We start from the raw sequence: 12,159 nt of genomic DNA on the forward strand, positions 1-12,159 counted from the left end.
CCGAAATTCTATCTGACGACCGCGATCCATTACACCAACGGGCCGCCGCATATCGGCCACGCCTACGAGATGGTGGCGTCGGACGCGATCGCGCGCTTCAAGCGGCTCGACGGCTACGACGTCTTCGCCATGACCGGCACCGACGAGCATGGCCAGAAGGTGCAGCGTACGGCGGCGCAGAACGGACTCTCGCCGAAGGAATTCGTCGACAAGATCGCGACGCGTTTCGCGGAGATGGAGCAGACCCTCGGCTGTTCCTTCGACCGGTTCATCCGCACCACCGATGCCGATCATCTGCCCTCGACCCAGGAACTCTGGCGGCGGATGGAGGCCAATGGCGATATCTATCTCGCCAAGTATTCCGGCTGGTACTCGGTCCGTGACGAGGCCTTCTACGGCGAGGAGGAGACCACCCTTCAGCCCGACGGCACGCGCCTGGGCGGGCAGGGCACGCCGGTGGAGTGGGTTGAGGAGGAGAGCTATTTCTTCCGCCTCAAGTCCTATCAGGACCGGCTGCTGAAGCTCTACGAGGACGTGCCGGACTTCATCTCGCCGGAGACCCGCAGGAACGAGGTCGTCTCCTTCGTGAAGGGCGGGCTCGAGGATCTCTCGATCAGCCGCACGACCTTCGACTGGGGCCTGCCCGTGCCGGGCGATCCGAAGCACGTCATGTATGTCTGGGTCGACGCGCTCAACAACTATGTCACCGGGACGGGCTTTCCCGATCCGGCGAGCCCGCGTGCGCATTACTGGCCGGCCGATGTCCATATCATCGGCAAGGATATCGTGCGCTTCCATGCGGTCTATTGGCCAGCCTTCCTGATGTCGGCGGGGCTGCCGCTGCCGAAGCGCGTCTTCGGCCACGGCTTCCTGCTGAACAAGGGCACGAAGATGTCGAAGTCGCTCGGCAACGTGGTCGATCCCTTCGACCTCGCCGAGACCTATGGCGTCGACCAGTTGCGCTATTTCTTCCTGCGCGAGGTCTCCTTCGGCCAGGACGGCAATTACAGCCACGATGCCATCGTCGGGCGCATCAACGCCGACCTTGCCAATGATCTCGGCAATCTCGCGCAGCGCTCGCTGTCGATGATCGCCAAGAACTGCGAGGGCAGGGTGCCGCCGCGCGGCGCGTTGAACGAGGCCGACGAAGCCATGCTCGCCATGGCCGACGCGGCGCTCGCGAAGGCACGCGAGGCGATGAAGGATTTCGCCCTTCACACCGTGCTCGCCGATCTCTGGGCCCTCATTGCCGAGGCGAACCGCTATTTTGCCAATAACGAGCCCTGGCGCCTGACCAAGACCGATCCGGCCCGCCGTGACACCATCCTGTATGTCACGATCGAGGTGCTGCGCGAGGTCGCGATCCTGGTGCAGCCGGTAATGCCGGTGGCCGCGGGCAAGCTGCTCGATCTGCTCGGCGTCGCGCCGGAGGCCCGCAGCTTCGCGGCACTTGGCGCAGAACATCGGCTCATCAGCGGGGAGGCCCTGCCGGCACCGAGCGCGATCTTCCCGCGCTATGTCGAGCCCGAGGACGGCCAGGCGACGTGATGCTCATCGATACGCATTGCCATCTCGACTTCCCGGATTTCGCCGAGGAATTGCCGGCCTATGTCGCGCGGGCCGAGGAAGCCGGTGTCAGCCGGATGGTGACGATCTCGACGCGGGTCGCGCGCTATGCCGACTATGCCGCGCTGGCGGAGCGTTTTCCGTCGGTCTGGTTCTCGGTCGGCACGCATCCGCACCAGGCACATGAGGAGCTCGACGTTACAGCCGAGCGCCTCGTCGAACTGTCGCGCCATCCGCGTTGCGTCGCCATCGGCGAGGCCGGGCTCGACTATCACTACGATTCGAGCCCGCGTGCCGCGCAGGCTCAGGGATTGCGCACGCATATCGCTGCGGCGCGGAACACGCAGCTGCCGCTCGTCATCCATGCCCGCGAGGCCGATGACGACATGATCGCGATCCTGCGCGAGGAGACGGGGAAGGGCGCCTTCCCCGCCATCCTGCATTGCTTCACCGCCGGCGAAGCGCTGGCCATGACCGGCGTCGAGCTCGGGCTCTATGTCTCGTTCTCGGGCATCCTGACCTTCAAGACCTCCGAGAACCTGCGCCGGATCGCCCGGATGGTCCCGCGCGAGCGGCTGCTGGTCGAGACGGATGCGCCCTATCTCGCTCCCGTTCCGTTCAGGGGTAAACGCAACCAGCCAGCCTATGTGGTTGAGACGGCAAAGGTTCTTGGCGAAACGATTGGCGTGTCCTTTGACGAGATCGCCCGGATCACGACCGAGAATGCGCGACGCTGCTACTGGAAGATGGACCATGCCGCGCCGGTCGCACAGGTCGCCTGACCCGACGCCATGACGCTCACCGTCACCATCCTCGGCTGCGGATCTTCCGGTGGCGTGCCACGGCCGGGCTCCGGCTGGGGTGCTTGCGATCCCACAGAGCCGAAGAACCGGCGTCGTCGCTGCTCGATCCTGGTCGAGCGCACCGGCCCGGACGGGACGACGCGGGTTCTGGTCGACACCTCGCCGGACCTGCGCGAGCAGCTTCTGTCGGCGCAGGTGCCGGCGCTGGACGGCGTGCTGCTGACGCATGACCATGCCGACCATACCCATGGCATCGACGATCTGCGGGCGCTCGTCCTGCATATGCAGCGGCGCATCCGGATCTATGCCGACAAGCCGACCGAGGCGTCATTGCGCTCGCGGTTCAGCTATCTCTTCGAGACGCCGTCCGGCAGTTATTATCCGCCCATCCTCGATCTCGACCAGATCACGGCTGGCCGGCCACAGACGATCGACGGTGCCGGCGGTCCGATCGCCGCGCTGCCGTTCCGGGTCGAGCACGGGCCGAACTATGAGGCGCTCGGCTTTCGCTTCGGCGATCTCGGCTATCTGCCGGATGTCAGCCTGATTCCGCCGGCCGCGATGGAGGCCATGGCCGATCTCGACGTTCTGATCCTCGACTGCCTGCGCGAGACGCCGCATCCCAGCCATTTCCATCTGGCGCAATCGCTGGAGATCGTCGCCCATTTGAAGCCGCGTCGCGCGATCATGACCAACCTCCATGTCGATCTGGATTATGCAAGCTTGAGCAGGCGCTTGGCCGGAGTAGCAGAGGTGGCGTTCGACGGGATGACGGTGTCGGTGCCGGCCTGAGTTCCTCTGAGGCGCAGTCGCGCCGCGTCAGGCTGGGCCGGTTTCGATATCATGTCCGCCGACGACGCCCGTGGAGACCAGCGTTTCGAAATACTCGACCTTCAGGTCGAAGGATTTCAGCAGCTTCTGGGTGCTGGGCTTCACCACAGCATCATCGAAATCGCCCTTCATGAAATGGCCGGCCGACGCCATGTCGTCCCAGAAGCTCATGACGACAAGCTCGTTGTCGGTGCCTTTGACCTTGCGTGCCAGGGTGGCGCCGAGATGGCCGGGTAATTCGGCCATCTCGACGAAGGTGGTTTTCCGGAGATGGTCGGCATAGGCGGCAAGCACCTCGTCCGATCCTGCGATGGCGCGCCAGAAACGAATAATCATTGGCTGCTTCTCCTGCCGTTTGCGGTCATGGGGCACCGTGCTCAGGTCGACCGCGAAAGGCCATAATCGGTGCTTGCGCCGGCATTGAACGTCGATCTTGGCAAGCGAGGCAAGGGCCAGCCGCAACGTCATCTCGGCATACGGAGCATCGAAATAAGTTCCATAATATACCTTATGCGAATCAAGGCTGGGCGGATTTCAGCCCTCTTCCTTTGCTCTTGAGACCGACAGCCGATCGGCCAGCGTGCCCTCTCAAGCTCAAGGCCTGTTCGGATCGAAATGCTTGGTCAGCCTGTGGCCATAGCGGCCATAGTCGCGCTGGAGCGAATCCGAGCCGGCGGCGAAGGCCGTGACCGCTTGAGGAAAGCGCGTCTCGAACATGAAGGCCAGCGTGCCTTCTAGCTTGTGCGGCTTCAGCTCGACATTGCTCGCCTTTTCGAAGGCGTCGACGTCCGGCCCGTGCGGCAGCATGGTGTTGTGCAGCGAGATGCCGCCCGGCACGAAGCCGCCGCCGGTCTTGGCGTCGTAGACGCCGTAAACCAGTCCCATGAACTCGCTCATCACGTTCATATGGTACCAGGGCGGCCGGAAGGTGTTCTCGGCCACCAGCCAGCGATCCGAGAAGATGACGAAGTCGATATTGGCGGTGCCGGGCGTCTCCGAGGGCGAGGTCAGCACCGTGAAGATCGACGGGTCGGCATGGTCGTAGAGGATCGGCCCGACCGGCGAAAAGCGCCTGAGATCATACTTGTACGGGGCGTAGTTGCCATGCCAGGCGACGACGTCGAGCGGCGAATGTTCGATATCGGCGGCCCAGAGATTGCCGCCCCATTTCACATACATTTTTGAAGGTGCGTCACGATCCTCGAAGGCTGCGGCCGGCGTCAGGAAATCGCGCGGATTGGCCAGGCAGTTGGCCCCGATCGGCCCGCGCTCCGGCAAGGTGAAGGCGCCGCCATAGTTCTCGCAGATGTAGCCGCGGGCCGGCCCGTCCCTGAGCTCGACGCGGATCTTCACGCCGCGCGGGATCACGGCGATCTCGCCGGGCTCGATGTCGATGATGCCGAATTCGGTCCAGAGCCTGAGATCGCCCTGCTGCGGCACGAACAGCATCTCGCCATCGGCATTGTAGAAATACGCGTCCACCATCGAGCGCGTGATCAGATAGACATGCGCGCCCATGCCGCCCTGACTGCCGGCGTCGCCAGCGGTGGTCATGCTGCGGATGCCCTCGACGAAGGAGATCGGCTCCGACGGGATCGGGATCGGGCTCCAGCGCAAAGGCGCGATGGGCATGTCGACCTCGCGGGCCGGCGCGGTGCGCCAGAACCCCGCATCGACCTTCCGGAATTCGTTCCAATGCGCCACCGTCGGCCGGATGCGATAGAGCCAGGAGCGCTCGTTGGTGGTGCGCGGCGCGGTGAAAGGCGAGCCGGAAAGCTGCTCGGCATAGAGCCCATAGGCGCATTTCTGCGGCGAATTACGCCCGAGCGGCAGGGCGCCCGGCAAGGCCTCGGTCTCGAAACCGTTGCCGAAACCGGACATGTAGCCGGTCGCGATGGCGCTTGCTGCCTTTGCCGCGCTCGCATGGGTCGGGTTCTGAAAGTGCATGGTGGCGCCCTCTCCTCGCGACGACCTTGGAACTGCCGCATGCCCTGTTGCGGACTTCGCTTAAGATGGTTGCTTAGGTAACTGTCGATTTTGTAACCAACAAGGCATGTCGAAACTCGCGCTCGAACATTTCCTGCCCTACCGCCTCAACCGTCTGAGCTCGGCGGTCTCGCAGCAGTTCCGCGCGGTCTACGGTCCGCATTACGATCTGACCGTGCCCGAATGGCGGGTGCTGGCCACCCTCGCCCAGTTCGACTCGATGACGGCAAAGGCGATCGGCCAGCATTCCTCGATGCACAAGACCAAGGTCAGCCGGGCGGTGCGGGCGCTGGAGGAGCGGCGCTGGCTGACCCGCCGTGCGTGCGAGCAGGACCGGCGCGAGGAGAGCCTGTCGCTGACGGCGCCCGGCCTGCACGCTTATGGCGAGATCGTGCCGCGAGCGCTGGCTTTCGAAGCAAGCATCCTCGCCGCGCTCGGTTCCCATGCCGAGCCCTTGCTCGAAGCGCTCGCGCTGATGGAAGCGCGCTTCCCTGTCGCATGATCCGCCCTCCCCGTGCCCGTGCCCAAGCCCTGGCGCTGAACGCGTAGCCGCCGCGGCGGCTGGCCGGGACCCGTGTCGCCGTGCTACGCATGCTCCTGACGAACGCGACGATCTGGAGGCCGGCGCCGACCTCCCGGTTCAGGAGGCCCGGAAGCGATGAGTCCGCTGAATAGCCTTTCCGGCATGGCCCAGACGAAACGCCCCGCCCTGTCTGCGCAGAGTTCTTCACGATGAGCCGCCTGATCCTCCCCTATGCGGGACTCGATGCAGGCCAGCCGGCCTCGCTGTCGCCAGATTATCGCTCGACCGTGGCGCGCAGCCCGCGCCAGACCCCGATCGCGATCCCGCAGACGCTGACGGAGGTGACCGGGCCGACGGACTGGTCGCGCCTGATGGGCCCGGCGATGGCCGACCTCACCACCCAGCACAAGGCCGAGCCGCAGGGCCAGCGCATCGTCGTCACCGGCCGGGTTCTCGACGAGAACGGCCGGCCCGTGCCGAACACCGTCGTCGAGATCTGGCAGGCCAATGCCGCCGGCCGCTACATCCATGCCAAGGACGACTGGCCGGCGCCGCTCGATCCGAATTTCACGGGCGCCGGCCGTGCGATCACCGACGCCGAGGGCCGCTATCGCTATGTCACGATCCGGCCCGGCGCCTATCCCTGGGGCAACCACAAGAACGCCTGGCGCCCGGCCCATATCCATCTTTCGCTGCTCGGGCCGGCCTTCGCGACGCGGCTGGTCACGCAGATGTACTTCCCCGACGATCCGCTGATCGAGATCGACCCGATCGCGAATGCCGTGCCGATGCCCTATCGCCAGCGCATGGTCTCGCGCTTCGATATCGGCACTACCGTCCCGAACTGGGCGCTGGGCTATGTCTTCGACATCGTGCTCAAGGGCCGCGACCAGACGCCGTTCGAGGACGATCATGACGACGAACACTGATCTGGAAAGCCGCAACGCCGCGCCGCGGCAGGACAGCCAGGACCCGTCGATCTTCGGCCAGACGCCGTGGCAGACGGTCGGCCCCTACTTCCATTACGGCCTGCCCTGGAAGGGCGGCGCCGATCTCGTGGGCCGCTCGGATATGGGCGCGCGGCCCGACCTGATGCCGCCGGAGCATTTCCTGCTCTCGGGCTCGAATGTCTCAGGTCAGCCCGAGGGCGAGGTCATCGCGCTTTCCGGCTGCGTCTACGATGCCGACGGCAAGCCGATCGAGGACGCGATGATCGAGATCTGGCAGGCCAACGCCAAGGGCCGCTATGCCAGCCCGGACGACGACCGCGCGGATGTGGCGCTCGACGCTCATTTCGTCGGCTTCGGCCGCGCCTCGACCGACAAGGACGGAATCTTCCGCTTCCGCACGATCCGCCCCGGCCGCGTGCCCGGCCCCGGCAACAGCCTCCAGGCGCCGCATATCGCGCTTTCGGTCTTCGGCCGCGGCCTGCTCAAGCGCCTGCCGACCCGGTTCTATTTCGCCGATGGCGATGGCAACGAGACCGACCCGATCCTTGCGCTCGTGCCCGAGGCGCGCCGCCACACGCTGGTCGCCCAGCGCAAGCCGGACGGGACATGGTGGCTCGACATCAACCTCGCCGGCGAGAACGAGACGGTGTTCTTCGATCTGTAGGGGAACGAACCCTTACGGACCCAGACGGGTCATCCCGGGCGACCGAAGGGAGACCCGGGATCCATTCGGGAACCTCTACTCGATAGGCTCCGGAATGGATCCCGGATCAGCGCAGCTTCGCCGCTTGTCCGGGACGACCCGCGAGGGGAAGCTGTATCGTGTTCGATGACGAGAAGGCGGCCGCTCAAGCCGCCTTCTTCCGTTCCGCGATCCGCGCGAGATCGGTCAGCAGCCGGCGCGTCGCCTTGAGGCGCTGCTCGACCGTGTCGAAATCGTCGATGAAGACGACGCGCATGTCGGGGCGCACCTTGGCCAGCGTACCTTGCTTGGCGACGAAGCCGACCAGCCCTTCCGGATTGGCGAATTCGTTGTTGCGGAAGGCGACGATGATGCCCTTTGGCCCGGCCTCGACCTTCTCGACATTGGCGCGCTTGCAGAGCGCCTTGATCGCGACGATCTCGAGCAGCTGGTTGACCTCCTCCGGCAGCGGGCCGAAGCGGTCGACCAACTCCGCGCCGAAGGATTGCAGCTCCGCATCGTCGTCCATGGTCGAGAGACGCTTGTAGAGCGTCAGCCGCAGCGTCAGGTCGGCGACATAGTGCTCCGGGATCATGACGGGGGCGCCGACCTGAATCGCCGGCGACCATTGCGTCTCGGTCTCGAACTCGATGCCGGCCTTGAGCGCCGCCACCGCCTCCTCCAGCATCTGCTGGTAGAGCTCGTAGCCGACCTCCTTGATATGGCCGGACTGCTCGTCGCCGAGCAGGTTGCCGGCGCCGCGGATGTCGAGGTCGTGGCTGGCGAGCTGGAAACCGGCGCCGAGCGTGTCGAGCGATTGCAGGACTTTCAGCCGCTTGTCTGCCTGCTCGGTCAGCTTGCGGTTGGCCGGCACGGTGAAGAGCGCATAGGCGCGCGTCTTCGAGCGGCCGACGCGGCCCCTGAGCTGGTAGAGCTGGGCGAGGCCGAACATGTCGGCGCGATGCACGATCAGCGTGTTGGCGGTCGGAATGTCGAGACCCGACTCGACGATCGTGGTCGAGAGCAGGATATCGTACTGGCCCTCGTAGAAGGCTGTCATCACGTCTTCCAGCGTGCCGGCCGCCATCTGGCCATGGGCGATGCCGACCTTGCACTCCGGCACCTGCTTGTCGAGGAAGTCCTTGACGTCGGCGATGTCCTCGATGCGCGGGACGACATAGAAGGAGCGCCCTCCCCGGTAGCGTTCGCGCAGCAGCGCCTCGCGAACGATCAGCGGATCGAAGGGCGTGACGAAGGTGCGGACCGCGAGGCGATCGACCGGCGGCGTCGCGATGATCGAGAGCTCGCGCACGCCGGTCATGGCGAGCTGGAGCGTGCGCGGGATCGGCGTGGCCGAGAGCGTCAGCATATGCACCTCGGCGCGCAGCTCCTTCAGCTTCTCCTTATGGGCGACGCCGAAATGCTGCTCCTCGTCGACGATGACGAGGCCGAGATCCTTGAAGTCGACGCCCTTGCCGAGCAGCGCATGGGTGCCGACGACGATATCCATCGTGCCGTCCCTGGCTCCCTGCTTCACCGCCTTGAGATCGGCCGAGCCGACGAAGCGCGAGGCCTGCCCGACATGGACCGGCAAGCCGGCAAAACGCTCGACGAAGTTGCGGTAATGCTGCCGGGCGAGCAGGGTCGTCGGAACCACGACCGCGACCTGCTTGCCATTGAGCGCTGCGGCGAAGGCGGCGCGCAGCGCGACCTCGGTCTTGCCGAAGCCGACATCGCCGCAGACCAGCCGATCCATCGGCCGGCCGGCTGCGAGATCGTCAAGCACGGCATCGATAGTGTTCTGCTGGTCCTCCGTCTCCTCATAGGGGAAGCGGGCGCAGAACTCGTCATAGACACCGGCCGGCGGGACGAGTCGCGGCGCATCCTTGAGCGCGCGGGCGGCCGCGATTTGGATGAGCTTGCCGGCCATCTCGCGGATACGCTGCTTGAGCTTGGCCTTGCGCGCCTGCCAGCCGCCACCACCGAGCCGGTCGAGCTGGACCTCGGTATCCTCGGAGCCGTAGCGGGACAGAAGTTCGATGTTCTCGACCGGCAGGAACAGCTTGGAATCGCCGGCATAATGGATTTCGAGGCAGTCATGCGGCGCGCCTGCCGCAGTGATCGTCTGCAGACCGATGAAGCGGCCGATGCCGTGGTCGACATGGACGACGAGATCGCCCGGGGCGAGCGATGATAATTCGGCGATGAAGTCCTGCGGACGCTTGGTCTTGCGGCGTGGCCGGACGAGGCGGTCGCCCAGAATGTCCTGCTCGCCGATGACCGCGAGGCGCCCGGCCTCGAAGCCGGTCTCGAAACCCCAGACGGCGAGCGCGATCGTGCCGGGCTTGAGATCGAAGGCGGCGCGCAAAGAGCCTGTCAGTTGCGTGCTCTTCAGGCCATGGTCGGCCAGCACATGCGCCAGTCGTTCGCGCGAGCCTTCCGACCAGGCGGCCAGGATGACGCGCTTGCCCTCGGCCTCAAGCGCCTTCACATGCGCGACGGCGGCATCGAATACGCCCCCTGCATCGGCCGTGCGCTCGGCCGCGAAGCTGCGGCCCTGCTTGCCGCCGAGATCGAGGATCAGCTTGCCCTCGCTGTCTGGCAACTGGAACGGCGTCAGGCTGGCGACGCCGGAAACGTTCATCACGCTGCGCCAATCGGCCGGCGAGAGATAGAGCGCATCCGGCGGCAAGGGCTTGTAGGGAATGCCGCCGCCCCCGCCCTGCTCCAGCGCGGCCTTGCGGGCGTCGTAATAGTCCTTGATCAGGCTGATGCGCTCAGCCGTGGCGTCCTCGGCCTGATGATCGAGCACCAGCGGGACATCCGGCAGATAGGTGAAGAGCGTGTCGAGCTTTTCCGCCAGCAACGGCAGCCAGTGCTCCAGGCCGGCCGGGCGACGGCCCTCGCTGACCGCTTCATAGAGCGTGTCGTCGCGGCCGGGCGTGCCGAAGGTCGAAATATAGGACTGGCGGAAGCGGCGGATGCTTTCGCTCGTCATCTGCGCCTCGGACATCGGCACGAGGTCGAGCCCACGCAATTGCCCGGTGGTACGCTGCGTCTCCGGATCGAAGGTGCGGATCGATTCCAGCGCATCGCCGAAGAAATCGAGCCGGATCGGTGCCGGCATGCCCGGCGGGAAGAGATCGACGATGCCGCCACGCACGGCGAATTCGCCGGTCTCGCGCACGGTCGAGGTGCGCAGATAGCCGTTGATGTCGAGCCAGCGTGCCAACTCCTCGATATCGACCATGTTGCCGGGCGCCGCCGAGAAGCTCTCGGAAGCGACCTTGCCGAAGGCCGGCACGCGTTGGAGCGCGGCATTGACGGTGGTCAGCAGCAGGCGCGGCCGCTCGCCGGACTTGGTCTTGGCGAGGCGCGACAGCGTCGTCATCCGGTGCGCCACGATGGCCGGCGCGGGAGAGACACGATCGTAAGGCTGGCAGTCCCAGGCGGGGAAGCTCATCACCTCGAGATCGGGGGCGACGAATTGCAGCGCATTCTCAAGCACCTGCAGGCGCTGGCCGTCACGGGCGATGAAGACGAGCAGCGCCGGCCCCTCCGCCTTCTTGGCGCGGGCGCGGGTCAGGTCGGCAAGCACGACGGCGTCGAAACCATCCGGTACGCCGGCCAGTGTCGGCTTGTCGCCGCGGTTCAGCGCATCGAGCAGACGGTCGAGCTGCGGCTTGGCGATCTGGGACGGGGGAGGAATGCTCATCGAAGAGGCGTCATTCTGCCAAAGGGCGTCATTCTCGGGCTTGCCCCGAAAAACTCGGGACGAGCGGGCTGCGATTCAAAGATGGCCGGGTCAAGCCCGAGCATGACGGCCACGGGCAGTTCAGACGTGAATCGGCTTGTCGTGATGGTGGAAAGCCTTGAGCTTGCGGAACAGTTCCGTGTCGTAATTCGCCGGCACGGGCGCCTCCCCGGTCACCCAGCTCAGCAGGTCGCGGTCCAGCACCTCGATCAGGCGCTCGAACTCGTCGAGCTCAGCATCGCTGAAACCGCCGATCGCATCGTCGGCGAAGCGGCCCATGATCAGGTCCATCTCGCGCATGCCGCGATGCCAGGCGCGGAACAGGATCTTGCGGCGGCGCGGGTCGAGATCGGCGCTGGAGCGGGTCGAACCGGACATGGGAACCTCGGCAAGAAAACGCCAGGTCCTAAAACCTGGGGGATGGCGCAATGAGTACGGGGCCGGCCCCGTCGCGGAGCCTGCCTGAGCAGGCTATATAGCGAGGCAACCCGGCGGAGTCAGCGGCGAAGCGGCTGCGATCTTCGCGCTCCTGACAATTGCCGAGACGTCTTGCGCCCTTCGATCCTCGATCCGCTCTTCGCTCCCGTCACGACGCTTTCCGGCGTCGGTCCCAAGCTCGGCAAGGTGCTGGACAAGTTTCTTGGCGATGAGACGCGGCCCGCGCGCGTCGTCGACCTGATGTTCCAGTTGCCGACCGGGGCCGTCGACCGGCGGCCGAGCCCCTCGATCGCGGATACGCCGATCGGCGATGTCGCGACCTTCACCGCCCGCGTCAGCGAGCATCGCCCGGCGCCCGCCGGCAAGAAGGCGCCCTATCGCATCATCGTCGAGGACGAGACCGGCGACGTCACGCTCGTTTTCTTCCACGCCGATTCCCGGCATCTCGCCCAGACCCTGCCGATCGGCGCCTATCGTCTGATCTCGGGCAAGCTCGAGCTCTGGGAAGGCATGCGCCAGATGGTGCATCCCGAGCGCATCCTCGATCCCAAGCTCGCTGCGACCCTGCCGGCCTTCGAGCCGGTCTATCCGCTGACCGAGGGCATCGGCCAGCGCATGATGATGCG

General features: G+C 65.7%; 11 protein-coding genes. 7 read left to right on the forward strand and 4 right to left on the reverse strand.

Features of this window, described 5'->3' with window-relative positions:
* The 3 genes from metG to J0I42_RS22860 form a co-directional block, all read left to right on the forward strand.
* A partial coding sequence (gene metG / locus J0I42_RS22850) for a methionine--tRNA ligase (RefSeq protein ID WP_291658366.1) occupies positions 1 to 1,548 on the forward strand: 1,548 nt, incomplete at its 5' end.
* Positions 1,548 to 2,348, forward strand: a complete 801-nt coding sequence (locus tag J0I42_RS22855) for a TatD family hydrolase (protein WP_291658367.1) — start codon at positions 1,548 to 1,550, stop codon at positions 2,346 to 2,348. The genes metG and J0I42_RS22855, both read left to right, overlap by 1 nt.
* A 9-nt stretch (positions 2,349 to 2,357) precedes the next feature.
* On the forward strand, positions 2,358 to 3,161 hold the full coding sequence (locus J0I42_RS22860) for an MBL fold metallo-hydrolase (protein WP_291658369.1): 804 nt from the start codon (positions 2,358 to 2,360) through the stop codon (positions 3,159 to 3,161).
* Between the two features lie 27 nt (positions 3,162 to 3,188).
* Here J0I42_RS22860 and J0I42_RS22865 read toward each other — a convergent pair whose 3' ends face one another.
* Positions 3,189 to 3,536, reverse strand: a complete 348-nt coding sequence (locus J0I42_RS22865) for a hypothetical protein (protein ID WP_291658371.1) — start codon at positions 3,534 to 3,536, stop codon at positions 3,189 to 3,191.
* 258 nt (positions 3,537 to 3,794) lie between these two features.
* Positions 3,795 to 5,147: a homogentisate 1,2-dioxygenase gene (hmgA, locus tag J0I42_RS22870; protein WP_291658372.1), complete on the reverse strand. Its 1,353-nt coding sequence runs from the start codon at positions 5,145 to 5,147 to the stop codon at positions 3,795 to 3,797.
* A 106-nt stretch (positions 5,148 to 5,253) separates the two neighbouring features.
* On the opposite strand from hmgA, the gene J0I42_RS22875 reads away from it, so the two are divergent.
* The 3 genes from J0I42_RS22875 to pcaG all read left to right on the forward strand — a co-directional run bounded on the left by J0I42_RS22875 (position 5,254) and on the right by pcaG (position 7,323).
* Positions 5,254 to 5,688 (forward strand): MarR family winged helix-turn-helix transcriptional regulator, encoded by a 435-nt coding sequence (locus J0I42_RS22875; protein ID WP_291658374.1) that lies wholly within the window; start codon positions 5,254 to 5,256, stop codon positions 5,686 to 5,688.
* A 230-nt stretch (positions 5,689 to 5,918) separates the two neighbouring features.
* Positions 5,919 to 6,638 carry a protocatechuate 3,4-dioxygenase subunit beta gene (gene pcaH / locus J0I42_RS22880; protein WP_291658376.1) on the forward strand — a complete coding sequence of 240 codons (720 nt, stop codon included), beginning with the start codon at positions 5,919 to 5,921 and terminating at the stop codon, positions 6,636 to 6,638.
* Positions 6,622 to 7,323, forward strand: a complete 702-nt coding sequence (pcaG, locus tag J0I42_RS22885; RefSeq protein WP_366509868.1) for a protocatechuate 3,4-dioxygenase subunit alpha — start codon at positions 6,622 to 6,624, stop codon at positions 7,321 to 7,323. Before pcaH ends, pcaG begins: the two co-directional genes overlap by 17 nt.
* Positions 7,324 to 7,507: 184 nt before the next feature.
* On the opposite strand, the gene mfd is transcribed toward pcaG, so the two are convergent.
* Complete coding sequence (gene mfd, locus J0I42_RS22890; RefSeq protein WP_291658377.1) at positions 7,508 to 11,056, reverse strand: transcription-repair coupling factor; 3,549 nt, start codon at positions 11,054 to 11,056, stop codon at positions 7,508 to 7,510.
* A 120-nt stretch (positions 11,057 to 11,176) separates the two neighbouring features.
* Positions 11,177 to 11,473, reverse strand: a complete 297-nt coding sequence (locus J0I42_RS22895) for an FAD assembly factor SdhE (RefSeq protein WP_291658378.1) — start codon at positions 11,471 to 11,473, stop codon at positions 11,177 to 11,179.
* Between the two features lie 171 nt (positions 11,474 to 11,644).
* On the opposite strand from J0I42_RS22895, the gene J0I42_RS22900 reads away from it, so the two are divergent.
* Positions 11,645 to 12,159 (forward strand): OB-fold nucleic acid binding domain-containing protein (locus J0I42_RS22900; protein WP_291658379.1); only part of this gene is annotated, 515 nt, incomplete at its 3' end.

The sequence above is a fragment of the Allobosea sp. genome, assembly GCF_017308015.1.
Classification (GTDB): Bacteria; Pseudomonadota; Alphaproteobacteria; order Rhizobiales; family Beijerinckiaceae; genus Allobosea.